The 25,396-nt window shown below is 62.0% G+C and carries 13 protein-coding genes; all 13 read right to left on the bottom strand.

The window, feature by feature from the left end:
* Positions 1 to 25: 25 nt before the first annotated feature.
* On the bottom strand, positions 26 to 1,372 hold the full coding sequence (locus VVD49_RS13765) for a tetratricopeptide repeat protein (protein WP_327599756.1): 1,347 nt from the start codon (positions 1,370 to 1,372) through the stop codon (positions 26 to 28).
* 568 nt (positions 1,373 to 1,940) lie between these two features.
* Positions 1,941 to 2,858: a PEP-CTERM sorting domain-containing protein gene (locus VVD49_RS13760; protein ID WP_327599755.1), complete on the bottom strand. Its 918-nt coding sequence runs from the start codon at positions 2,856 to 2,858 to the stop codon at positions 1,941 to 1,943.
* A gap of 168 nt (positions 2,859 to 3,026) precedes the next feature.
* Entirely contained in the window at positions 3,027 to 3,689 is a 663-nt protein-coding gene (locus VVD49_RS13755; RefSeq protein ID WP_327599754.1) for a transglutaminase-like cysteine peptidase, read from the bottom strand.
* Complete coding sequence (locus VVD49_RS13750; RefSeq protein WP_327599753.1) at positions 3,674 to 4,381, bottom strand: CAAX prenyl protease-related protein; 708 nt, start codon at positions 4,379 to 4,381, stop codon at positions 3,674 to 3,676. Before VVD49_RS13750 ends, VVD49_RS13755 begins: the two co-directional genes overlap by 16 nt.
* Positions 4,378 to 5,061, bottom strand: coding sequence for a hypothetical protein (locus tag VVD49_RS13745; RefSeq protein WP_327599752.1), 684 nt, complete (start codon positions 5,059 to 5,061; stop codon positions 4,378 to 4,380). The genes VVD49_RS13750 and VVD49_RS13745 overlap by 4 nt, the downstream gene beginning before the upstream one ends.
* 11 nt (positions 5,062 to 5,072) lie before the next feature.
* The gene (locus VVD49_RS13740; RefSeq protein ID WP_327599751.1) at positions 5,073 to 6,788 is read right to left on the bottom strand and encodes a putative porin; all 1,716 of its coding nucleotides are present in this window, start codon (positions 6,786 to 6,788) and stop codon (positions 5,073 to 5,075) included.
* A 32-nt stretch (positions 6,789 to 6,820) separates the two neighbouring features.
* Complete coding sequence (locus VVD49_RS13735) at positions 6,821 to 7,438, bottom strand: hypothetical protein (RefSeq protein WP_327599750.1); 618 nt, start codon at positions 7,436 to 7,438, stop codon at positions 6,821 to 6,823.
* A gap of 25 nt (positions 7,439 to 7,463) precedes the next feature.
* Positions 7,464 to 7,865, bottom strand: a complete 402-nt coding sequence (locus VVD49_RS13730) for an ExbD/TolR family protein (RefSeq protein ID WP_327599749.1) — start codon at positions 7,863 to 7,865, stop codon at positions 7,464 to 7,466.
* Positions 7,865 to 8,272 carry an ExbD/TolR family protein gene (locus tag VVD49_RS13725; RefSeq protein WP_327599748.1) on the bottom strand — a complete coding sequence of 136 codons (408 nt, stop codon included), beginning with the start codon at positions 8,270 to 8,272 and terminating at the stop codon, positions 7,865 to 7,867. Before VVD49_RS13725 ends, VVD49_RS13730 begins: the two co-directional genes overlap by 1 nt.
* Before the next feature lie 36 nt (positions 8,273 to 8,308).
* On the bottom strand, positions 8,309 to 10,066 hold the full coding sequence (locus VVD49_RS13720; RefSeq protein ID WP_327599747.1) for a DUF2341 domain-containing protein: 1,758 nt from the start codon (positions 10,064 to 10,066) through the stop codon (positions 8,309 to 8,311).
* Positions 10,067 to 10,203: 137 nt separating this feature from the next.
* On the bottom strand, positions 10,204 to 22,152 hold the full coding sequence (locus VVD49_RS13715) for a two-partner secretion domain-containing protein (RefSeq protein WP_327599746.1): 11,949 nt from the start codon (positions 22,150 to 22,152) through the stop codon (positions 10,204 to 10,206).
* 58 nt (positions 22,153 to 22,210) lie between these two features.
* Complete coding sequence (locus VVD49_RS13710; protein ID WP_327599745.1) at positions 22,211 to 23,824, bottom strand: ShlB/FhaC/HecB family hemolysin secretion/activation protein; 1,614 nt, start codon at positions 23,822 to 23,824, stop codon at positions 22,211 to 22,213.
* A gap of 245 nt (positions 23,825 to 24,069) precedes the next feature.
* Positions 24,070 to 25,377: a type 2 periplasmic-binding domain-containing protein gene (locus VVD49_RS13705; RefSeq protein WP_327599744.1), complete on the bottom strand. Its 1,308-nt coding sequence runs from the start codon at positions 25,375 to 25,377 to the stop codon at positions 24,070 to 24,072.
* Positions 25,378 to 25,396 lie beyond the last annotated feature (19 nt).

Here is a 25,396-nt window from a genome sequence, read left to right as displayed (position 1 = left end):
CGCGTCAGGGAGGGCAAGCGCCTGATCAGGCGGACTTGCGTGCCGTCACGACCCAGCCGATGACGGGTTCGCCACCCTCGTTGCGCAAAACCACCTCGTTGATGGCGTCCACCGACAAGCCGGCTTTGGTCAATGAGCCTCTCAAGTAGGTTTGCGTATGGGCGTAACGTCCGTGAGGGTTAATGGCGAAGCCGATGTCTTCAGGCACCTTGCCTTCGCCCTTCTCCACCGTGAAGATCAGCAAACCACCCTTGCGCATCGCAGCGTGTGATGCATGCAAGACCTCATCAAGCGCACCAAAGTAAACGATGGTATCCGCCGAAACGATGGCATCGAATGCAGCCTGACGTGCGGCTATATAAGCCGTCAGCTCAGCCTTTTCCAGCAAGTCGTAGCACTGTTTTGCCTCGGCCTTCGCCAGCATGCCCGCGGACAGGTCTACACCGATCATGTGACGCGCAAAGGGCTTCAGCAATGGTCCGCACAAGCCCGTACCGCAACCGGCATCGAGAATATCGAGTTGCGCGGATGACGCTTGCAGCGCGCTTTGCAGTGCTTCCGCCACGATCTCGGGCGCCTTGTATTCCAGGCGCTGTTGCAACTGCGCTTCGAAACTGTCGGCAAACCGGTCAAATGTATGCTCGATATAGTCGTCGGCCGCACGAACGGGAACGTCCTTGCCGGAGCATGCGGCATGCATGTGTTTCGCCACAGGATCTTCCGGTGACTCTTCCAGCCACTGCCGGAACACCTCCGCCGCCTCGGCAGTACGCCCCAGCGTGTAGTAAGCAATCCCCAGCAAGCGACGGCTATCCGGGTTGCCCGGCATCTCGGCGATGGAACGACAATAGTATTCAACCGCCTCCTTGATCTTGCCCTGCGCTGCGAACAACAAACCCATGTTGTTGTAGGCACTGACATGCTTCGGATCAATCTCGATTGCGCGCCGGTAATAGCTCTCAGCCTCCAGCCACTTGCGCTGCAATTTATGCAGGACACCGAGGTTGTTATGGACGTCCGCCTGATCGGGCACGAGCGAGAGCGCTCGCAGATATTCGGCTACGGCTTCATCCAGCCGTCCGCTTTCCGCCAACACATTCCCCATATTTATATGGCATGGCACGTGATCAGGGATCAACGCTATCGCCCGCGCGATCAAGGCAATTGCCTCATCCACACGGCCACGCTGATGCATCAACACACCGAGAAAATGCAATACATCAGGGTGCTCAGGCGCAACTTCGAGAATGCGCTCATAGATCAACTGTGCGCCATCGAGGCGTAATTGCTGCTGCAATTCCAGCGCGTAGGCGAGCGCTTCGTCGAGTGTGGCCGTTGCCGGGGTTTCTTCGGTGGGCGTCTGTGTGGTCATGACCGGACTGCGTAACAGAAAGTGACCGAATCATCCCCGAAAGCGGGAAGCGCGAAAAGCCCCGGCAAGGGCTTTGACCCCTTTGGACAGCCTTGAATACGGAAAAGCGCGGAGAAAAAGAAAAAGCCCGACACGAGGTCGGGCTTTCGGAGTCTGGGGCGACATACCGGGTTCGAACCGGCAACACCTGGAATCACAATCCATTGTTTATTCTATTTTTTTCAACGCTTTGCAGTGTCAGATGGCGCGCAAAGACGACGCATACGCAGTTCGCAAATATCGATAGCCGTTGAGGGTCAATCCCTTTTGCGAACCGAAAACAACACTCAAATATGGTTGCAGTACAAGGACGTCGCCGAAGCGATATCCCTCCCCTTGACCATGGATACACCCAAGCCAATGCTCGGGAGCAGCTTGCAAACCAACCTGACCGCGCGCAGGCAACTCCGGCATGGCATCGCCTGCCCGCGGCATTCCCTACCGCCGACGGCTCTGCCTGGATACCAAGAGATCAATGAAGGTTGGGGTCTGAACCCTCTCTCCTGACGGCATTGTTGCCGATTCGTGCTTACTTCTTTCTGCCGCGCGCAGCAAACCCCAGCAAACCGACACCTCCGAGCAACATGCCCCACATGGCAGGTTCGGGCACAGGAGTGATTTCGGCGTAGCCGGCGAGGCTGGCGACGTCCTTGCCTGCAGTCAGTGTGAATTGCGTTTCAAAGGCCCAGTAGTTGAAGCTGCCGGAGCCGCTACCCAGCTGGCTGTACAGACCGTAGGCCTTGCTGCCGGTGGCCAGGTCTTTCTGGCCGACGTCGACACCGGCATTGACGAAGGTCAGGCCGCCGTCGTTCGACAGGCTCAGCACCTGCAGTTCAGCTATGCCATCGCCATCCTGATCGGCGAGTGCCGGGGTGATGGTGACATTGCTGCCCGTGCCATTGACGATGGAGCCGGAAACGTCAGCGTAGATGTCGTAGGCACCGGCCACTGATGGCGACAGCGCTTCACCCATGGTGAAGGTGTAGGTCTGCGTGCTCGCCGTGTTGTTCTTGGCGGTGAAGCCGTAGGTCATGAACGGATCGACATTGCCCGAGGCGGTGAAGGTGAACACCGACGACCAGGGATTGTCGGTGGTAGCGGTGGCACCGCTCGTGCCATCGACACGTTCCCACGAATGCCAGCGAACGCGATCCGAGGTCAGCACGGTCACGCCGTCGACGTCCTTGCTTCCGGCCAGCGCGAGAGACCACTCGCCCTGTGCATCGCTCACCGGTGCGGCCACCTTGCTGCTGTCGAAGGCAAACGCGCCCGTGGCGGCGTTGAAGCTCATCAGCGCGCTGAGATCCAGATTCCAGCTGCCGTTGTCACCCTGCACGACGATACCGATTTGCTGGCCCGATGCAGCTGCGGCACCGGCCATGGCCTGGCCGGCGAAGCTGCAGCCCAGCGATGCAATGGCGATAGACACAAGCGTCTTTTTGAACATGCCCACTCTCCCTCAGAAGGATTTGTTTTGTCATGGCACACCTGCACGGTGTAGCCGTTGTGGGAACGAGTATTGCGCGCCGACATGAAGCCCTTGGTCTTGCAGGCAGTGCCACGCGTAGTGCGTTCGGCACGTTTTCGTGTCAGGCGGATGACGGGCGGCCCATGCCTACATCTGCATCTCACGCTTCACGCGCTGCTGCAGTTGGTTCCAGGGGCTGGCGGTGCGCTCTTCGCCAGCAGGGCGTTGCACGCCTGCGCGCCACACGCCCTGATCATTGAAGCTGAATACGGGCGAGAGGTCTGGCCGTTGCGAGGCTGGCAGGAGACGCGGGTCGATGTTGTCGAGCAGCAGCGGTTCCGCGTCAGGCCCCGCGTACCAGGCCAGCACCATGTGCGGCACGAGTTGCCCCTGGAAGAAAGCGCGCACGTAGATCAGGCGCAGCTTGTCGCCCGCCACGCCGAGCGTGCGCAGCGCGTAGTACTTGGCGATGGCATAGTCCTCGCAATCGCCCGCGTTCTTCGACACGAACTCGGCGGGCGTGGCCCAGTAATCGACGAGGCCCCAATTCTGCAGATCGCTGAGGTACTCCGCACGATTGGCCAGCGCATTGATGGTGGTGAGCGTCTGCCGCTCGCTGGCGACGGCTGCAGCAAGCTGCATGGCGCGCTGCCAGTCGGCGAGATGCGTTGCTGCGTCGCGCCCGAAGCGCTTCACCATCTGCTCGCGCAACGCATCCGGGGTGCGGTCGAGATAGGCATTCGCCGCCAGACTGAAGGCTGTGACGCATACAAGCAGCAGTGCGGGCCAACGCCTTACCAGAACTGCCATTGCCCCGTATGCACGACCCACAGACCCAGCAGGAGATTGGTCAGCGCGTGTGCCGCGATGGCTGCGCGCAAACTTGCCTGCCGATAGAGCCAGGCGTAGGCGATGCCCGCCACGATGCCGGCGAACCAGAGGTTGTGCTCGACACCGAAAACCACGGAGCTGATCAACACGCTGCGCCAGCTGACGGAAGCAGGCAGCACTTTGAGAAAGTCACGCGCCTCCAGCCAGCGCATCAACAGCGAGCGCCAGAACAGTTCTTCCATGAGCGGCACGACCAGCGCGGCACCCATGATGCGCAGCACGATCCAGCGCCAGTCGATGCTGCCATCGGCCAGTGCGGGCGGCGCCACATGCGGCGCGGGAATGCTCAGCGGCGACACATCGAGATGGATCCACGCGACGAATACGGCAATGCCCAACGCACATGCGAGAGCAGCGCGGTACGCCCTCACCTGCGGGCTGTTTTCCAGCGAGTACGGCGCCGCGCGCAGCTCCACATACTCGGCGCGGAAATGCCACAGCACGGCCGCGACCAGCGCGACCTGCACGGGGTAAAGCCATTGCACCAGGCTGGCACCGAGCAGCGCACCTGCTTCGCCACGCAAGGCCATGCACAGAATGTAGAGCGAGAACGGCAAGGCACGCGCCACCACGCTGCGCTCGACGCGCGGCAGGCGCAGTGCGGAGATCATGGCTTGCCTGCTGCCGTTGCCGCCGATGCGTCACTGGCGAGCGCCGCACGCTTCTGCGCGTCGAGCTTGTCGCGATATTCTTCCAGCATGTTCTGCATCTGCACCTGACCGAGACCAAATACGGGTTCGCTGTGACGCAGGGCACTCACCACGCCTTTGTTCTCGTAGAGCGTCATGAGCTCACGGCCGTACTGGTACAGCGCGATGTTGTTGGCTTCGCAACGCTTGCGTTCTGCCAGCTCGGCGGTGAGCGAAGCCTGCAGGCCAGAGGCTTCGCCATCGCGTGTGCGCAACTTCGCTGCCGTGTCGCGCTGCAGGGGCTCGAGCTCAGCGAGGCGCTTGCTGGCGTCGCCATACTTGGTGGTCAGCGCATCGCGCTCCTGCTCTGCCGCTTTGAGACGCGTCTGCAGGTCGGCCAACTGGCGTTCGCTGTCTTTCAACTTCTTGCTGGTCGAGCCCAGCTCGCTGCTGCGGCGTTTGAGCTCTTCGTCGGCTGCGGCCTTCTCCTGCGCGCTTTTCTGTTCGCTCTGCTGCTGCGTCTGTTGCAGTTGCTGTACTTGCTGACGCAGGCGACGCAGCTGCTCCTGGCTGCGTGCGGCCTGTTTGTCCTCCGCGTGGGCAAGCGGTTGCGCCAGCAGCAGGCCGATCAGGCAAGCCCGGACGAGTATGTGGTGTGTCATGTCACGACTCCTTAGAACCCGACACCGAGATCCATCTGCAAGGTGTTCTGCTTGAAGGTGTGTGCATCGCTGACCATGGATGGCGAATCGATGTTGCGCGCGTTCATGTAACGCACACCGAATGTCGTCGCAAGGTCGAGGCCATAGTTGAAGCCGAGGATGTAGCCACGCAGGTTGGTACCACCACCGCCGAGCGTGCCATCGACGAAGGCATCCGGCACGGCATCGCTGCCGAGGTTGCGGAAGGCCACGCTGGCATTCCACTCGCCCTTGCGACGCACGGCAGGCGTACCCACAAGGAATTTGAGTTGGTAGCCCGAGCTGCTGCCATCGGTAGGCGCGACGCCGGTACGACCCTGGATCTCGTTGCGGTCGTAAGCCAGATTCTTGACGTAATCGCCACTGAAGATCAGGTGCATCGCATCGGTGCGGGCGTTATCGAAACCGAAGCCGAGGTGGATGGGCTTGAAGCGGGAGCTGAGGCCCCAGATCGTGGCGCTCGAATCGTTGGCGGCATTGATGCGCACCAGCGTGTTGCCCTTCTGCCGCATGCCGGCCTGGTACTCGGTGTTGGCATAGGTCGGCGTCAATGCACCGACACCCGTCAGGTAGTTGTCCTCGCTCTCGACGTGGCCTTCGAGATTGTGGAAGTTGTAGTACGCGAGGCCGAAGCGCGCGCGCGTCTTCGTCGACACATCTGTCGCCGCGCCAGCCTGCACAGCGAACAAGGTGCGGCTGAAAGGTCGGGCCGGTGCACTTTCGGTCTGCAACGGAAAGGCGCCGAAGGTTGCGTAAGGCACGAAGCCATCGGCCTTCTTGTCGCGGACGTTGAAGGTGATGCCGTCGAAATTCAGGTTGTCGTCCCACATCAGGTCGGAGCCGACAAAGGGATTGCTCATGCGCCCTGCTTTCACATCTACCCACTGAATCGGGTCGTATGAAATGAAGCCGCGGTCGAGCCACAGCGAATACTTGTTGAAGGCCGAGCCGAGCGGTTGCGTGGTGGATACGCGGCTGTCGGTACTGCCCGTGGCGATGCGCACCTCAGTACGCACGGCGTCAGTGAGCTTGGCCTCGATGCCGAGGCGCACGCGCAGGCGTTCGGTGTTGAGATCGTTCTGCGTATTGCCCGAGCTGAAGCCATTGTCAGCCAGCGGCGCGTTCCGTGTCATGACGCCAGGCGTGGTATTCGTTGCCTGGTCGTAGTCGATCGGTGGCGTATTGCTGCTCGCGAAATTATCGAACTGGTAGCGCGCCAGCACGTCACCGGAAAGCTTGATGCGATCGAGCCATGAAGGAATGACATTCGGGTCTGCCCAATGTTCTTCACGCGCTTGCGCCAGCACTTCCTTCCTGATCTGGTCGCGGATTTCCTTCTTCGTGCTTTCCGGGATGTACTGCACACGCACCGGAGCGGGGGCCGCCGCACCAGCAAGCGTTCCCGCAACGGCAGCACCGGCCACCGCGCCAGTTGCGGCACCATCGGGCTTCGGATCACTCAGTGCCACGGTACGTGCAGCTTTCTCTTCTGCAGTGCGGATCAACTCGTTGGCTTTCTCGCGCGTCAGCACGCCGTTCTCGACCAGTGCGTTGATGAGATTCAGCGTCGTCTGCTTGAGGACTTCCATCGACTCGCGCTCGTCGGCATGTGCGGCGCCGCTGGCGGCGATGAGCATGACTGCCAGGGCGATCGGTCGCAGGGCATTTAGCGGTTGAATGCGGTTCATGATTGGGGATGAATGAGAAGTTGTCCGGTGGATCAGTTCAGGAATTTGTTGGTGATGCGCACGCTGAAGCCGCCAGCGGGCGAAGCTGCCGGCGGTGGATCTTTCTGGATGGCGTGATCAAGGGCTGCGCGCAGCAGCTCGTCGAGCTGGGGGTCGCCCGTGCTGTCGGCAAGGCTCACCTTCCAGCCCTGCCCGTCGCGCGCCACTTTGGCGGGCACGCGATACTGGGCTCCCTTGAGTTCCTTCACACGCGCCAGCTCTTCCTGCAGCAGACGTTGCAGGCGTGAGCGGTAGAGATCGAACTCGGCACGCCCAAGGCCACCGGAAGCGCCGTTGCCGCCAAGTTGCTGGCCGTTGTAGTCCTGCGTCGGCGTGCCGGCAGCAAAGCCGCTCGGGCCATCACCCGCCTGGCCTTCCATCTTGAGTTGCTCGGCTTGCTGCGGCGGCGCCTCCTGCCGCGGCTGCTCCATCTTCACTTCCTTGGGCTGGTCCTTCTGCGGCGGGGGCGGCTCTTTCGGTGGAGGCGGTGGTGGAGGTGGCGGCGTGTCCGGCAGCAGCGCGATCTTGGCCACCTGACGCGCCTTGGGCTCTTCCTTCTCGCAGGCCGTGCACAGCAGCAGCGCCATTGCTGAGACGAGAGAAATCTGCAATGCAGCGTTCAGCCTTGCGCACATGTCAGACACCGATCCGCGCAGTGACGAGGCCCATGTTCACCTCGAGGCGATTGCACAGGTCGACCACGGCAATGACGCGCGCGTACTGCGCTTTCCCATCACCCTTGATCATGGCCTGAACATCCTTGTCCTTGGCCTTGGCCTGCTTGAGCTGCGACTCGAGCTCTTCCATGCTCACCGCCACGCCATTGATCAGCGTCCGCCCTTCCGTCGTGATCTGGATGATGCGCAGCTCGTGCTTCTCCGTGCTCGGCTTGTTCGACGGCTTGGGCAAGCTCATTGACAGACCTTGCACGGATGCCGTGGTCATCAGGATGAACACAACCAGCAGCACGTACGCCAGGTCGAGCATCGGCGTGACGTTGATCGTGTCGTAGGGTTTGGCTTCGTCCTGGACTTGCATCAGGAACCCACGCGCTTGGTAACGAGGCCAACCTCGGTGATGTCGAGCTTCTTGCAGACCTCGAGCACGGCCATGATCTTTTCGTATTGCGCGTCTGCATCGCCCTTGACGACCACCGGCAGCGCAGGATTGCTGGCCTTGTAGCGCGCCAGCCCGTCGGCCAGCGTCTCCAGCGTGACCGGGTAGGCGTCGAGGTACATGCCGCCATCGCGCGTCACGGTGATGGCACGCGTCTGCGGTTTGGCGAGGCTCTTCACGGCGAGTGTTTGCGGCGAGTTAACCTTGACGCCCTGCACCGAGGCCGTCGTCAGGATGATGAACACCACCAGCAACACGTAAGCGAGATCCAGCATCGGTGTGACGTTGATATCGTCATACAGCTGGTTGTCTTCTTTTACTTCAGCCATGGCGCGACACGCATTCGTTGCACATGATCAGCCGCATCAGTCGCCGTACTTCTCGGCAACGCGCGTCACGAATTCATCGACGAAAATCTGCAGGCCGGTGGTGACGTTCTTGATCTGCGCAGCGAGCCAGTTGTAGCCGAACAGTGCGGGAATGGCGACGCCCAGACCGGCAACGGTAGCCATCAGCGCGGCAGCGATCCCCGGCGCGATGGCGTTGACGTTGACGTCGCCGGCTGCAGCGATGGCGGCGAAGGTGATCATCACGCCGACGACAGTGCCGAGCAGGCCGAGGAACGGGCCGCCCGAGATCGCGATGGTCAGCAACACCATCAGGCTGTTGAGCTTCTGGTTCTCGCGGATGTAGTCGGCGTCGATCGTTGCCTTGATCGCATCGATCGATGCACCACTCAGGATCGTCGACCCCGCAGCGCCGACGCTGGCACGCGCAGCAAAGCGCTTCTCGATTTCATGCACACCGGCCTGATACAACACGAACAGCGGCGAGCTACTCATCAACTCGTCCTTGGGAATGTTCAGCAAGGCCTCGTCGCTGACATTGCGGTAGCGATTCATGAACTCCGCATTGGCCTTGCGCACCTTGCCGAGCAGCAAGGTCTTGCTGACCATGACCCATACGGAGATCGCGAACATCACGCCGAGAATGATGATGATGACCCACGCATCCGTGGTCAGGTTCTGGAAGAGAATGCCAAAGTAATTGTGGCCGCCGCCTTCGCTGGCTTCGTCACCCGCAGCTTCTTTCGTCACCGTCAGCAACTTGCCTTCGCTGGCCGGCGCGGCAGCGGCCAGTTGCAGGAACTCGGCGCTGCGCACGGCATTGGCAATCTGCACTTCATCGAGCAGGCCGCTGTATCCCTCACCCAGCGAGACGTCACCCGCAAGTGCCGGCAGGTTCGTATCGGCTTGTGCGACCTGCGTGCCATTCACGAACAGCGTGCCCTTGCCCGCACCTATCGTCAGCGCAACGGCCTGCCATTGCCCGACCTTGATCTCCCCCCCCTCGAACTTCGCACTGCCCACCTGCGCCACGAGCTTGCCGCCTGCGAGTTGCAGCTGCACGCCCCCCCCGTTGTAGAGCGTGCCCTTGGCCACGTCGGTCGGCTTCACCCACAGCGAAATCGTCATCGCGGCCCCCGCCGCGAGTTTCAGACGATCCCCTCCGTTGATACTTATCGGCGCGCCACTGAGGGTCGCCGCATTGCCGAGAAGACCATCGGCATCGACTGCCACCGCCGCGCTGGTCTTCAATGCACCTGAAGTCGCGTCAAGCGCAGGCACATCCTTTTCGGCGAAATGGAAGACGGCGAGATGGCTGCCGTCATAGCTGGCGCCCGCAGCGGACGGCTCTGCCGTTGCGGCAGCATTCCCGTAGTAGGCGAACACCACGTTCTTGTCATTGCCGGGTGCAACGGTCGGCACCTGCACCCACACGACCGCCAGCTCGTTGATGCTGTCGAAACGCTCGATGTGGAATTTCAACGGCGTCTTGTCGTCACCTGCCACGAAGCGCAGATCACTGCCGTCCTCCTTGGCTGACGCGAAATCGAAGTTGCCCGAATGCAGGCGAACAGCCAGTGGCAGGTTGTTCACCGCCTGCTTCGTCTCGACCCCTGCAGCCGTCGTATTAACGACGATCTTCGCGCGTTGCGTCCACTCCGGACTCCACCAGGCATGAGCGAGAAGCGGCAGACAAAGAGCGCTGGAAAGAAGGAGTTTGGCGAGGCGACGCATGGAATTTTCGGGCGAGATGGAGAGCCCGAAGATGATGCCCACGCAATGTTGCATGGCGTCGCATCGCGGTCATTCCTGAATAGGCTGATCGGACCATTCCGCAGTCCGACGACGTCACGCAACTGCAATGACATCAGCAGCGGACGTGATCTCCCTTGCAGGAAATCACGCCCTGACTGCTAGCGTTTCTGCTTTTCGTCTTTGCTGCTCTCCGGAACGGCGGACGCCGATGACGTTTCGTCTGTTGCCAGCACTTCGACCGTCAGCAGCGCACTACGCTCCTTCGGACTGACGTTGGTCGGTGCACCGGCTTCGGTCGCTGCGTCTTTCTCGGTGCCGCTGGTGCTATCGGGGGCAGACACTGCAAGCGCTGGTGCAGGTGGCGCTGCGGGTACGGTACTCGTGCCGACCGACACGATGAAATCGCCGCCGATCACGGTGCCCCCCGTATAGACGTTCCCCGCAGCACGAATCCCGGCTTCGCCGGCATTGATCGAACCGCGCGGCGCGTAGAGCCCTACATTGCCGCCGCTCGTTATCGGACGATTGAAGATGCTGGCAATACCGGATCCGCTCGATGCGCCGCCGTCGACAAGCGAGAACCTGCCGGTAGATCTGTCCACATCGAGACGCTGCGACGAACCCGATTGCGCAGTGCGTGACCCCTTGCCCGCATCGATACTGCCGTAAGACGCCCAGCCCATGAGTTCACCACCGTCAATCGCGAACCAGCGAGAGGTATTGACGTTGATCGAATCGCGCGCGAAGACGTTTGAATTGCCTTGGTTGGCGATCAAACCAAGTTTGCTGGCAAAGTACTTGTCCCTGGCATCAGCCGCCTTCTTCTCAGCGTCGTAGTCCTTGAGTTGCCCTGCCGACATGGTCGACGTGTCACGCGGCACAAAACTCGACGCTGGAGACTGCGTCGCGCCGATATCGAGCGAACCGCCCGGCACCAGGAGATCTGCATTGCCGCCCGCTTGGGTTCTTATCTGGCTGAACAGCATGCGTACATTGCCATTGACCCGGAAGGCATCGCCGATCCCCATGAGTTCGATGGCCTTGAATCCATCGGCATACAGCACTTCTGGCGCCAGTTCAGCCGCCGTGTATTTGCCGGGGTTGGCCTTCGCATCGGCATTCCTCGCTGCTGCGGCGATACCTGATGCGCTGAGCTCCGCCCACAGCACCTGGTAGCGGAAGCGATTGAAAAGCTTGCTATCAGCCAATGCCGGATTGCTCATCGCCGCATCACTCACACCATTGCTTCTCGCAAATTCCTGCCATTGCGTGAGGTATTGCCCCCCTGTTCCGAGATAAGCATCGATGAAGCGCTGACGCAGCAAGTCTTGCGCAAAGTTCAACTGCGCATCCTTCGACAAGGCCATGAACGCAGGCACGTCAGATGCGTTCAGGTAAGTCACAGCGAAAGTCGCTGCATTGATGTCGGTCGGTTTGCCTGCCACCACTCGAATCGACGCGCCGCTATCGGGCAGATAGCTATTTGCGCCTGGCCCCTTGGAAACGATACCGCCCGAATTGGCGAGATCGACGTTGCGGCCGACAGTAATCTCCAGCAATCCTGGGCCGAACACTTTGATGGCAGGCGTCGTGTCATTGAATTTACCGTCCTTGACAGAAACGTACCGGGTCAAGTCGCTCGCACTGAGGTTCGAATAGGCCAGATCGCGCCCTGCCGAGACACTCGACACATCATTGCTTGTCAGATTCTGCACCGTCAGCGACATGTCTTTCACGTCACGCCCTGCACTGACGTTGACAGGCTTGGCGATGAAATAGGCGCCGCTCACGTCGCCACTACGCGACACGATCCTGGCCGGCTGCGTGTCTCCATCGTGCAGATTGCCGACCAGCGTCGAGCCGGTCACGCGTACCCCCAGGGAGGTATTGCCGTTATCAGTAAAGGCCGTGACATCCGTGAACGCCTTCTTGAAGCCGTTGCTGTCTCTTGATGCATGCAAGGGATCGGCCAGATCCGTCGGAGAAAGATCGAGCATGGAAATACCGCCTGTGTTGGCACCCGACGCATCCGTCGCGAGAACATCCTTCTCTGCAAACAGGCCAAGCTGCCCCCTGCTTGACGGGAACATAGGCAGGGGCACGCCGCCGAGATCGATACCGCCGCTAGCGGCAACAAGTTGCAAATTGGCAGGCAGCACCCCTGCGTCAGCCGAATTCTTCTGGAAGATGCGAATGTTCCCTGCCGCAGACCGTGCATCGAGCGCGCTGGCACTCGTATAGCTGTTCCAGAACGTTGTGTATGCCTTTGAAGTACTGGCATTCCCGGTGCTCTGCTCAACCATGGGCGTATTACGCACGCTGTCGAGTTGCAGATCGACCCCGGCCTTCAGCTTGAACTGCGTGTCGGCAGCATAGAGTTGCAAGGCATATCCGGTCTTGCCAGGCGCCATGCTTCCCGCAGCGCTTATTTTCCCGGTGCCGCGCTCGACCATGTATTGCCCGCCCAGAATGTCTCTATCGGCACGCACATCGAGGTCGCCACCATTGCGAATGGTATAGCCGTTTACGACACCGTTGCTGTCGTAGGTATAGACACCTTGCGTTGGCAACGACGCAGCAACATTGCTGATGTCACGCCCAGCCCGAACGCTGACATCACCACCGCCGAGAGCGCCGACCTGCTGATTGAAGCGGTCAAATAGCACCAACCACGCAGCAGGCTTGGCAGTCTTTGCCTTCTCTGGCGACACCCGCCACAACCAGGTGGTCGGCTGATCCGTCGCTGCCTGGCCGAGGATGTCGCGGCCAGCGATCAGGCTCACGTCGCCACCGCCAACAGTGAGGTAGCCCTTGTCCGCCGAGTTCGGCAAGACCATGTCGTCGGTGTTCGTCGTCGTGCGCTGGCCTGACGAATACACCGAGGCACCCGTGCTGCTGATATCGATGTCGCTCGCTGCGGCCACGCGGATCTCGCCCGTCGCGGTGCGCACCTTCTGGCTGACGATGACCTTGCCGCTGCCGCCATCGACCGTTGCAAGGCTGGAGGCCGCATCCAGATCGGCGCCGCCAACGAGCGTGTAGGACCAGCCATTGGCGAAGCTGCCCGGCGTTGCTGCCGTGGCGTTGGCGAAGCCGTCGTTGAGCGATGCCGGATTTGCCGTCGTGCCGATCTTCAGGTCGCCGCCTGCGCGCAGCGTCAGGCTGCCCGCGGCCGTGTTGCCGTTGTAACGCCACAGGTAGTTGCCGTTCGCATCCTGCGCGGCGAGGTTCCAGTCGGTTGCGAGTGTCATGTCACCCACGGAGCGCACCTCGATACCCGGCCGCACGACCAGATTCGCCGCGGAACCCAGGTTCAGTTGCGTGGCAATGGCCGGCAGGGATTGCGAGAACTGCTGCGCATCTAGCTGTACCTTCGATTGCAAGGCTGCATCCAGCGTCGCAGCGGTGTACGTCTTCACGGCATTCACTTCGACGTTGGGTCTACCTGCGAGCACCACGCCCCTGTTGCTGATCGGCACGGACGATTCCAGATTGGACGTGCTTACCAGTTGGTAGCTGCCGCCGACCTGGCGCGCCACGTAGAGCGTGTTCGTCACGAGCGAGTTGAAGTCGACGCTGCCTCCGGAGTCGTTCAACAAAGGCACGGCACCCGCGCCGTTCACGCTCAGGCGCACGCTGCTCAAGGTCGAACCCGATGTATTACCGAGGCTGGACAAGGAGAAAACCACCAGCGTCGGATCGCTGGCGCCGGTCACCGTCAGTTGCTCGTAGGTGCTCGCACGCAGGGCATAGCGCCCGTCGCTGAGGCGACCTGCCGAGTAACTCTGGCCAGCCACCAGTGCGCCGGGCGCGAGCGGCGAACCGTCGCTGGCATAGAGCAGCGGCAGGCTGCCGTCGGCATTGCGGAAGTCGTTGAGCAGGATCTGCACATTGCTGCTGGTGTTGGTGGCGCCCGGCGTGAAGCGGATGTCATAGGTATCCGCCGGTACGCTGGTCAGCGCATTGCTGATCTTGATCGTGTCTTGCTGCCCCACCGAACTGAGCAGGGAGAAGCTGTTGCTGGTCTTGTCGTAGACCGCCGCGTAGCTGCCACCCGCCAGCAGGTCGCCTTGCGCAACGATGCCGCCTGTGGAAGTGAAGAGCTGCGCATTGCCGGACAGCCCACTGCTGGAGATCAACACGCCCCCGTTCGTGGTGTTGCTGCTCGCCCCACCGAAGCTGGCCAGTTGGGGTTTGAAGTACACGATGTCACCGGTCCTGCCGGTAAAGCCAGGCGTACTGACCGGCAATACCGATACGCTGGCGACGCCAAGCTTGGTCTTCGTCGTGTCGACATACCAGTAGCGTGGCACTGAACCGCTCGGGTTGTTCACGAAAACGAGCTCGTAGCTGGCCCCGGCGATCAACTGGTTCCTGCCGAGTGCCGTCGTGGAGATCGCGCTGGCGGCGATACGGTAAGGCGAACTGCCATTGATCGAGAAGGTCGTACCCGTCGTGCTCGAGACGCTGCTGTTATTGATGCCTGCCACGATGACGACGCGCGTGCCATTGGGAATCAGCGGTGCATTGGCCGCCGCGGTGTAGTCCGGCTTGCTGGGGTCGGTCACCGCGAAAGCGGTAGCAACCGTACCGGCATACAGGTAACTTCCCGTGTCGACCGCCACGGCTGCAACCAGTGGTGTGTAATCCTGCAGCGGCGCTGGCGGCGTCGGGAAGACGGAGCTCTCGACAACCGGAGCCCCCGTGCCACTGATCGGGTTGTAGGCACTGGCATCGAAGAGACGCGGCGCGTTCAGCACGAGCTTGCCATCGGCACCGCCCACACCACCCCGCACATCCACCTTGCTGCCGTTGGCGAACTCGATCAGCGTGCCGCTCTTCGGATCGACCTCGACGCCGTTGATGATGCGTGCGTCAGCGCCCGATACACTGATGCGCACCGTGCCGCCCTCCTCCCCGTCACCCGTAGCGTGGGCATCGAGTACGGCATTCGCACCGAGCTTCACTTCACCGCCTTGCGCCGTCGTATTGCCGTTGGCATCGGTCACGAAATCGCGGCGTGCGGCGAGATCGATGCTGCCGCCCTTGAAGCCTGAGGCGTCGATCGTGCCGTCGATGTAGATGCTGCCGGCATCTGCATACAGATTGACCTTCGATGCGGTCAGCTTGTTCGCGTCACCTGCGCTCAGCTTCAGGTCGCCCACGCGCAGACGCACGCTGCGCTCGCCGGTGAAGGCAGCCGTCAGACGATTGAGATCGTCGAGGCTGGCAAGCTTGCCCGCATCCAGATAGAAGCGCCCTGCCGCGGCGCCCGCAATCTTGCCGAGATCGGAGACGCCCGCGTTCAGCGTACCGGCAAGTTTCGCTTCACCCTTGGGCACCAGCACATTCAGGCTGCCCGCGCTGGAATCGCCCTTGCCCTGCAGATCGAGCACGGCGCCGCTATCAAGCTGCACCGATCCCGCAGTCGAAGACAGCGTGATGGAGCCCGCGTCCGTGCTCTTGGTCGTGCCATCGAAATCGGTCTGCATGCTCGACACATCGATGCGCGAACCGTTCTGCAGATGGACGTCGCCCGTGCGTGCATTCAACGTCACCGTACCGCTGTTGCTTGCGATGTTGCTGCCGTGATCGATGCTTGCCGCGTCGAACTTGATGGCGGCACCGCCGCCTGCGGCGACCGCGTCTTCGACCGGGCCGCTGCCGACAGTCGTCGTGATCCTGCCCGCAGCGCTCACCACATGGCGCGCGCCAGACTCTGCGGTGATCATCGGCGCAGCAACCACCAGATCGCCACCGACATTGGTATTGCCCGTGCCGCTGAATACCACGCCACGTTGTGCCGAGAGGCTGGTGCTGCCAAAGCCAAGCAGCGCCACGTCACCCGCAGCTACATTGATGACGCCAGCGTTTGCACCTGCGCCGCTGTTGCCGCTAGCATTCAAAGCGAGCGAGCCGGCGCCGGTAGTCGCGGCGACACCTGTCTTGCCCGTGGTATTGGTCAGCGTGAGGCTCTGCGCATTGATCTGCACCACGCCGGCCGAGCCGCTTGCCCACTCGATGCTCGGCGCGTCGAAACGCAGGGCGTTGATCGGTTGCCCATCACCCAGCACCAGTCCCGAGTTGAAACGGATACCTTCGTAGCCACGCAGGGTCAGCTTCTGCGCCGAGCCCGCAACGGACGCGAGCAGGTCGCCGCTCAAGTCCGTGCCAGTTACCGAGCCACCCGTACTGCCAGCACCGCCGAAGTTGATCTGACGCGCACCCAGCGAGAACGCCGTTGCCGAAGCTGCGCTGTCCTTCGCCAGCTGGCTATCGAGCGTTGCATCTGCCTGCACGGCATAGCCCTTGAGCGTCGCACCGCTCTGCACGACCAGCTTGCCCTGCGTGCCTGTCACGCCGGTGCGGATGACATCTGCGTCATCCGAAGCGACGCGCAGCAAGGCACCATCACCCTTGACGCTAGCCTGCAGGGACGGCTGGCGCGCGCTATCGTAGGCCGCCGTCTCGATCCGCGAGCCAGCCTCGACCGACACCTTGCTGACGCCCGCCAGGATGACTTCGTTTGCGTTGCCGCCAAGCCCACCCTGGCCGTTGTAGCGCAGCTCGCGCGCGGTGACTGCAATGGTGGCGCCGTCGGCGCTCACGCTGCGCTCGCCACCAATGAGGATGCTGGCAGCGCCGATATCTGCGATGTCCTTCTCGCTGACGCGCAGGGTCGGCGTGCCAGCGCTCGCCACGATCGTGCTGTCGCCGATGACGATGTCGCCACGCGGCGAACCATCGCTCGCCAGCGTGCCCTTGAGCAGGCTCACGTCGAGCATGCCGCCACGCCGTTTTTTACCTGCCCCTTGTGTCGCGGCTTCCATGGCGATCTTGCCCGCCAGCTGGATGCTGTCAATCGCCGACAGGATCAGATGCCCGCCATCGGCCGTGTCATGTGCGCTCGCCTTGCCGGTTCTCGCTGCCTGTTCTTCGAAGAAGGTCGACGCGAGTACTTCGGTGTATTCGGAGCGCTTGCGCGTGATGTCGCCGGACTCCACCAGCACACCCTGTGTATGCGAATCCTTGATGCCCGTATTTGCGACAGACAGTTGACCGGTGACGATGCTGCCGCCCAGCGCCTGCGCAACCTTCAGCTGCGGCGCTGCGTCCTGGTAACTCTTCAGCAAGGTGACCTTGTAGGCGCCGGGCAGCAGTGCATAGCTTGCCGGCAGCAAGGTGTAGGTACCCGCTGGCACGCCGCTATTGGCGCCCAGCGTGATCTGCGTGCCTGCCAGCTTGTCGAGACCTTCCGTCACGGGTGCGTAGGCGCTGCCGTAGCTCGGCAGGATGGCGTAGGTGTTGGCCTGCGCCAGCACGTTCTTCGAGCCGCCCGCGCCCGGTACCCATTCCGCCGCGGAGAGATCACCGCCGCCGGATACATCCACCTTCGAACCGGCCTGCGCAACGACCGTGGCACCGCGCAGCGCCACGGTGGGCACGGGCACCGAGCTGACCGTCTTCGTCAGGCCGCCGCTGGGCGTGATCGTCCAGTCGGTACCGTTATTGAGTTCGCCGTAGGGAATCACCGCGCCCTCCGCCGACGCGGACGTAAGGCTGCCTGCTTGCAGCGTCAGGCTGGAACGTGCGCCGAGATCGATCGTGCCAAACGGCGCGCGCAGCACGCCACCCTGTTCGATGTTGTCGGCGACGAGCGCAAGTCGTCCGTTCGCCGTCAATGGCACCTGTGGCGTCGGGCCGGTGCCGGAGACTCGCAGCAGACTCGGGTCGCTGGCAGTACCCGGCGCAAGGCTGATCGTGAAGTCGGAGAGCGTGCCGGGATAGATCTGCGCTGCACGCAGGTCGAGATTGCCTGATGCCGAGAAGTTGCCTTCGACGCGATCGGTCGCAGCCGCAGCCGGCGTACTGTCGTCCTTCACCACCTGACCGATGAGGCGGATATTGCCGCTGCTGGCAAGCGTCGTCTGCGCCGCGCCGCTGACGCTCACACTGCCCTGCAGGTCGACTTGCGCCGCATTCACCGTGAAGCGACCCGTACCCTTCGCTGGCGTCTGGATGCCCACCACGGAGGCGTTGTACTTGTTGTTCGGCCCCAGCCAGCCGAGTTTTACGTAAGCCGACTGGAGATCTACGTTGGCATTGTTGATATCGAGGTTCGAGGCCAGCAGGCTCAACTGGCGGGCTGCGGCAAGTTTCACATCGCCAACAAAACGGATCTGTCCATCGCGCCGATCGCCATCGCTTCTGATCGTGACGTGGTCGAAACCCTGTGCAGAAAGCGCGTTGGCATCTACGTATGCACGCCCTTTCAGCAAGGCGTCATTACCCAAGGCCGTCCCTGCCGACGCAGTTTTCAGCAGCGTACCCAGTGGCGTGCTGCCATCGAACAGATTGTTGCCGACGGTCACGATGCGTTCCACGCCGGACAGCGTGCTGGCCGTATCGCCCGCTCGCAGATTGACTGCCAGTTTTCCACCAGCCGCATTGGGCGCACCACCCTGCGCGGACACCTGCGCGCCGAAAGCGATGCCTGATCCGGCATCCAGCGTCAGGCTGCCGGCGTCGCTGCTCAGCTCCTGCGGAGCACGCAAGGCCAGATTGTCCACGGTTGCCGTGCTGCCATCCAGGCGAATGGTCGCACCCTGCTGCGCGACGATGTAGCCCTTGTCCACCGTAAGGGCGATGTCGCCGCCAGCGAGCACTTCGCCGGAGCGGCGACCACGACGATCCTTGACGATGAAGGCCTTGCCTGAAACGTCGATCGAAGCGGTATCCGTGAGGAAGATCGAGCGATCCGCCACGTCATCCGGCGCATCCTTGTTGGCCACCAGATTCATGCTCACCGTGCCACCCTGCGCGCGCAGGGCACCTGCAACGGTGATCTGCCGGTCAGCCTTGAGCGCGATGCTGCCGCCCGCACCCGCATTGATCAGCACATCCTTGCCGATCTCGATGACGCCAGTGTCGGTACCTGCCGAAGCGAAGATCTGGCTGGCGGCACTCATCGAGAAGCTCGACGCATCCTTAATTGCCGGATCAAGCTTGCCGACGGCTCCCACGCTGGCGAGGTCGGTGCCGGTCTTCGTCGCACGATATGCCATCGGCAGATTCCGCACGCTACGCGACAGATCCAGTTGCGTGCCATCGGCAATGCTCGCGTTGCCCAGCGCTGCATTCAGCGTGAACTTCGAGAAGCCGCCCTGCATGAACCAGTCTTTCTTCAGCTCCAGCTCGCCGAGGGCATGCGGCACATCATTGATGCGGATGCCCGGCGCGGTGATGCTCAGGCTGCCGCCCTTGCCGACCTGCGTGCCATTGGCCAACGCAAAGCCGTTCAGCACGGCGTCGTTCAAGGTCACACCGTTGCCACCATTCAAGGTGATCGCACCACCATTGCCCAGCTTGAGCGTACCTGCAGAGTTGATCTCGCCGCCGCCGGATACGTCGATCATGCTGCCCACACCGAGGATGACTTCACCTCCCGTGCCGGGCCCACCTGGCGTCCCTGCAGTGCCCACGGCCGTTAGGCTCACTGCGCCGCCATCGAGCTGACGCACACCCGTATAGGTCTTGCCCGGCCGCGCCTTGTAGTCGTTGATCCACATGCCGGCGGCGCGGATGCTCTTGCCGTCTGCCAATCTGATGGAACCGGCAGAAACCCCCGCCTTGCCTGCCTGCGCGTCGAGCACCAGGCCAGCAGCGTTGATGTCATCGTTGATGTTGATGTCACCCGAGCTGCGCAAGGTGACCGTGCTGCCGGCGAGCAGATTCATCGGCGCGCCGGCCGAGACCGTAACGCCATCGGCATACACCGATAAATTCTGGAAGCCACCGGCAACCAGTGCGTCGGCCGACAACTTGTTGTAGGCACTGCTACTGACCGTCGCATTCAGGGGATCGGCCCAGAAGCTGGCCGCATCGTCCAGCCCGCTGCCGGATTCGAAGTGCACTTCGCGTCCATACGATGGCAATGCACGTGGATTCGAACCCGCCACACCGGCCTTGTCTTGTCCGCCATAAACATCGCCAACGATCAGCGTGCCGCCCTTGGGTGCCGTGCCCGGCGTGGTCTGGTAGATGCCAGGCGTGGTCTTGCCCACGAGGTCTCCATCCATCACGGCTGCGCCACGTGCTTCCACCGTAATGCTGCCCGCACTCTTGCCTTCGCTATAGCCTTTGACAAGCCTTCTGGCGGCGAGCAGCTTTGTGTAGACGATGTCCTGGCTTGCCTTGCCGATGTCGAAGCGCTGCTTGCCCACGGCGAGCTGCGTCGTCTCGATCAGGGCGTCGCTGTAGTTCACCGAGCCGCCCGACACGTCGATGGTAGCCCCCTTGCCGATCACCACGCTGCCCGCCGACTGGATGTTGACGGCTCCGCCCGTCGCCGCCATTTCGCGCAGGCTGTAGCGCAAACCGCTCACAGCACCCGACGCATCGGCCACACCCATGATGCCGCCCGGCACATCCAGCAGATTGAACTTCACGGTCTTGCGGTAGAGGATGCCTGCACGCTGCAGAGGCGAATCCTTGAGTTCGTTCGACACCAGCGTCGCACTGATCTGGTTACGGTTGCCATCGACCGCGAGGTTGCGGTAGCCCGAGACATTGATCGTCGCGCCGTCTTCCATCACCACGCGCGCGCCCGGATCGTCCACGGCATTGCTCAGGAAGGTCGCATTGGTATTGGCAACGTTATCCACGCTGCTCGTCGGATCCAGACCGAAGCGGCGCTCACCGGCCGCGAGGACATTGACTGTCGCGCCTGGCGCGACGATAGACGAGCCGCGCTGCATGAGCACCGTGCGGCCATCAATCAGCACCTCCGACTGCTTGAACGCATCCGACTTGAGCACGGTGTACTGCTTGCGGATCAGGTCCTGCAAGGCGCTAAGGCGCGAGGCACGCACCAGCTCGCTTTCGCCCGCCTCCGGCACGAATTGCGCGGCTGCACGCGCCTTCACTTCATCCTCGGTGATGCTCTCGACCGGCAGTTCGATGCGGCTGTTACCACCCAGCACGACCTCGCCACCCTGGCGTGCCACCGTCACCAGATTGGTCGTGTCGGAGCCTTCGTTGTCCTTGAGTATGGTCGCTGCCGAGTAGCGCCCCTGCAGGTAGATCGAGCCGTTCTCGAGCTTGCCGGTAGAGGCCTGCAGGAAACCATCGTTATTCACCGCCATCGCAGCCAGCGTGATGTTGCCGCGGTTGGCGATGATGCCTTGCATCGCCTCCTTGAGCCCGGTGTTGCTCACCGTACTCGAATCCTTGTTGCCGCCGATGAAGGGATCGACCTCGACCAGAACGCCGCGCAAGGCAGTGCTCTTGCTTTCGCCGAGATAAACCTTGGAGCCTGCCGCCAGCACGACCTGCTGGCCCGTGGTCTCGATGCGCCCGGCATTCTCGACGCGCGGCGCGAAGAGCATGATCGAACCGCCCTCGGTCGCGCGGATGCTGCCCTCGTTGCGCACGGTCGGCACACGCCCTGCCAGCGCACTCACGTCGGGCGTTGCAGCATCGAAGTCGACCAGGTTGCCAGAGGCATCCAGCGTCCCCGCGTAGTAAAAGGCCGCCTCACCCTTGCCGCTCAGGCTGAGGTAACCATCCTCGAAAGTCTTGACCTTGATGTTGAGCGCCGAGGCGATCAGACCGCCCACGTCGATCTGTGAATCCTTGCCGAACTGAATGCCGTTGCGATTGATGAGGTACACCTGACCAGGCGCCGTGATCTGACCGTTGATGACAGACGGGTTGGCATCCCAGATGCGGTTGAGCGTGCGTGCGCTGCTGTCGCCGTTCTGGTCGAAGTGAACGCGATAGCCCCTGTTCACGTCGAACGAATCCCAGTTCACGACGGCCGACCTGCCACTCTGCGTCACGGTCATCATATTGCCGTTCGTATTGATGCCCACACCCGCGGTGTTGGTGACAGTACGCGCAGCTGCGCTACTGGCGACGGGCAGTGGCCCGGCCGCGTAAGCGAGCGGCGATCCGATCAGCGAAAGTGTCGACGCCGACAGCAGCGAGACCAGCGCACCGGCGCTGCGCGCACGTGACGGTTTGCCACGCGCAGCAACGTTTTCGGCCACGGCCATCCAGGCACCCAGACTGTCGTTGAAAACGACGCGGTAACGCATGCTGTTCATATCGCTGCTCCTGCACTCATGCGACCTGAGCGGCCGCCACTGTTCCCACCGGACACGTTCAGAACTCCGCCTTCACTTCGGCATTCAGGCGACTCGCGCCGTCCTTGCTGCGCGGCCCTGGCAACATCGTGCGGCCCCAGTCAAGGGTGCCCTTCAGGTACTTGCCGAATTCCACGCGCATGCCGACACCCTTGCTCAACAGACGGTAGTCCGGTGTCTGGCCTGGTAGCGGTTGTTGGGTGCGCACCCAGCCTGTATCGAGGAATGCGAGCAACTTCGCGCTCACGTCCCAGCTGCCGGGCGTTAGGCGTGGCGTGAAGAGCTCGATGCTGGCGCTGGCGCCGTCGTCGCCACCCGCCTCGGACTGGTAGTAGCCGCGCACCGAATCCGTACCGCCGACGTAGAACTGCTCGCTGCTCAGCAGCGGGCCGCTGGCAAACTGAAAGTTCAGGCGCCCTACCCCCAGCCACTGGCCGAAGGGTTGCTCACGCTTGATGTTGTTCGCCCACGTGAGGTAGCTCGCCGAGGCACCGCTGCGCCGACAGTCGAACTGGTCCGTCTGGTGACCATTGCAATCGACCTCGCGATCGCTGATTCCGGTGAAGCTCGTATTGAGCGTGCTCGACAGATTCCAGCGCCCGGACTCCTGCGGAAACATGCCGATGTACTGCACGGAAAACGGCAGGTAACGCACCGGCTTCGAGCCTGTCGCTTCCGATACCTCATCGAGTTGTTTGAAGTCGGCGCCGTAACTCACGCGCTCGAAATCGCTCCCGGCCGCAGAGCCAGGCGTCGCTGGCAGGGTCAGGCTCTGGCGCAAGCCGAAGGTCGTACCCTTGCCGACCACGCCCGTACCCGTATCGCTGATCACGTTACTGTCGGAACGCACGAGATACATCGTCAGTCGATCGTCACCGCCACCGAATGGCAGGCTGTAGCTCAAGGCGCCGACGCGGATTTCATCGGTCTTCAGCGGCGTCGTGATGTAACGCATCGAGAGACTGTGCTGCGCCTGGAACAGGTTGTCGTAGCGCGCACCTACTTCGAGACGGCGCGGCGTCGTGTCCGGACTCTGCTCGTTGGAAAGCTGTACCCAACCATGCAGGGGAAGCTTGTCCTCGACCTTCAGTTCCACTTCCATCGTGCCGGGGTCGCGGCCGGGACGCAGCACCGGTGTGACCGTCATGTCCGACATCGCGGCCACCTTGGCCAGATCCTTCTGCAGGCTCGGGAAATGCGGCACCGTGCCTTCGGCAATCGACGGCGTCCGCTCCTTCACCTCGCTCGGTGTGTTGTACTCAGCGCCCGTCACCTTGAGCCGGTCGACACGCCCCTCGACGACCTGCAACACCACGACCCAGCCCTTGCCCCATTCGGTATCCACGGGATCGAGACGCACCGCACGTACGGAAGCCGACACGTAGCCCGCGGTCTCGTATTGCTTGGCCAATGCATCCTGCGCGGCATACACATCGTCGAGCTTGCGATCCGGCCCGAGGAAGTCGGCCACGGAGCGCTCGACCAAGTCTGTCGACAAGACGGTATTACCCTCGACGCGGAACTCGTTGAGGAAGAGTGAAGCTGGCAGCTTGTCCAGATTCTGGGCGTGCACATTCGCAGCACCCAGCAGAGACAACAGCGCCAATGAGGCAACACATTTCAAACGCATCATTTCTCACACTTATGGCCATTGATGGCTTTTGCCTGCCACCTTGATATGCCGACGGCCTGCATTTGAGCAGCCGCATGTTTCCGTTTTTGCGTCGTGCATCGCGTCGTCTGACGACAACATCAGGACGCGAATCACGATTCAGAAAAAAGCAACAAGCCCCTTCTCGCGAAGGGGCCCGATTTGAACTGCGTGGCAACGGGTGTTGCCTGCGCGACAGACCCTGGCGGGTCTGTCGCTACGCAGGATCAGAATGCGTACAGTGAAGGCTGGCAGACGTTGCCACCGCGGGTGGCCTTGGCAACTTGCAGTGGCAGGTCAGCATTGACCTTGCCTGCGACATTGCCCGGTGCAACGTAGATGCCAACGAGGTCGGTGATGGTCGGATCGCTGACAGCCGTACCGAGAGCGGCCAGCAGGCTCTTCTCGACAGCCGATGCGGAGTTACGGGTCACATAGACGAACTCGTAAGAGAAGTCGTACTTCTGGTCGATCGAAGTCTGACGAGCTTTGACGCCGTCATACACCGGAACACCGTCGAGCTTCACGAAGCGCCAGACGGAAGAAGCGCTGGCGTTTTCAGCAGACAGGACACCAATGGCAAAGTTGGTGGCATCGCTCAGGCATGTCACTGCATTGCCCGTACCCGAACCTTCGCTCACGTTGTAGACACCTGCGCTGGAGTCAGCCAGGGACGATGGATCCTGACCACCGAACGAGCAGCCCTTACCGAGGAAGTAGTTGTTGCTGGCTGCTTGCGTGCCGGAAGTCGAAACGCGGCGGCAGATATTCACAGCCTTTGCGTCGCTCAGACCCAACACCGACCAGTCAGAGATATAGCCGGCATTCACGCTGGCAATCAGCGAAGCGTATTGACCCTTGCTGATGGATGGCTGGCAAGCTGGCGACAGATTGTTGGTGCAACCAGTGATGCCTTGCGCGGTTTGCAGAGCGGTGTAGAGAGACGGCGAGACAGCGATACCGAAGGACTGGCCGGCGGCAACCGGTGTCGTCGCGTAGGAGACGCTCAGGCTTGGGTAGCCGGCCAACACGGTCGAGAACAGCTCAGGATTCACGTCGAGGAAACCACCGATGGTCTGCTTCTTGAACGCCGTTGTGACGGAAGAAGTAGCAGCCGTCGTTACGCTGGAGAAGTCGACCTGTTGATTCTGGTTGGCGGCAGCGGTGTCTTGCGACAGGATGGCGGTCAGCGAACCGTTCTGCACGGACAGGCCGAGCAACAGCTTGTGGGTAGCCCAGCCATCCAGACCCGTGATGCCTTCAGCAGCCAGGGCAGCGGTCGACTTGATCGTGCAGCTGTAAGCGCGGACGTTGCTCGCGTCGGAAGCGTAGGTGAAAGCCGTGACGGAGTCGGAACACAGCTTGGCCAGCGCGAGAGGAACCGAGGCCTTGAGGGCCGATGCACCACTCAGATAGACAACGTGGCTGTTGGCCAACGTGCCGTCTTGAATGGACTTGGTGACGAGTGCGTCGAGAGCGAAAGCGGATTGCGCGCCAAAAGCGGCGAGCGCCAAAGCAATAAACTTGATTTTCATGACATTGTCCTTGATTTCA

It is taken from the genome of Uliginosibacterium silvisoli (genome assembly GCF_036017035.1).
GTDB classification, from domain to species: Bacteria; Pseudomonadota; Gammaproteobacteria; order Burkholderiales; family Rhodocyclaceae; genus Viridibacterium; species Viridibacterium silvisoli.
Note: the sequence above shows the minus strand (reverse complement) of the source record. Positions and strands in the feature narration are given on the sequence as shown.

What these genes read in the sequence shown, in the direction of transcription:
- VVD49_RS13725 (WP_327599748.1), bottom strand. Translation starts at nt 8,272, where the DNA reads ATGGCTGAAGTAAAAGAAGACAACCAGCTGTATGACGATATCAACGTC.
- VVD49_RS13705 (WP_327599744.1), bottom strand. Translation starts at nt 25,377, where the DNA reads ATGAAAATCAAGTTTATTGCTTTGGCGCTCGCCGCTTTTGGCGCGCAA.
- VVD49_RS13760 (WP_327599755.1), bottom strand. Translation starts at nt 2,858, where the DNA reads ATGTTCAAAAAGACGCTTGTGTCTATCGCCATTGCATCGCTGGGCTGC.
- VVD49_RS13730 (WP_327599749.1), bottom strand. Translation starts at nt 7,865, where the DNA reads ATGCAAGTCCAGGACGAAGCCAAACCCTACGACACGATCAACGTCACG.
- VVD49_RS13765 (WP_327599756.1), bottom strand. Translation starts at nt 1,372, where the DNA reads ATGACCACACAGACGCCCACCGAAGAAACCCCGGCAACGGCCACACTC.
- VVD49_RS13755 (WP_327599754.1), bottom strand. Translation starts at nt 3,689, where the DNA reads ATGGCAGTTCTGGTAAGGCGTTGGCCCGCACTGCTGCTTGTATGCGTC.
- VVD49_RS13710 (WP_327599745.1), bottom strand. Translation starts at nt 23,824, where the DNA reads ATGATGCGTTTGAAATGTGTTGCCTCATTGGCGCTGTTGTCTCTGCTG.
- VVD49_RS13750 (WP_327599753.1), bottom strand. Translation starts at nt 4,381, where the DNA reads ATGATCTCCGCACTGCGCCTGCCGCGCGTCGAGCGCAGCGTGGTGGCG.
- VVD49_RS13715 (WP_327599746.1), bottom strand. Translation starts at nt 22,152, where the DNA reads ATGAACAGCATGCGTTACCGCGTCGTTTTCAACGACAGTCTGGGTGCC.
- VVD49_RS13740 (WP_327599751.1), bottom strand. Translation starts at nt 6,788, where the DNA reads ATGAACCGCATTCAACCGCTAAATGCCCTGCGACCGATCGCCCTGGCA.
- VVD49_RS13745 (WP_327599752.1), bottom strand. Translation starts at nt 5,061, where the DNA reads ATGACACACCACATACTCGTCCGGGCTTGCCTGATCGGCCTGCTGCTG.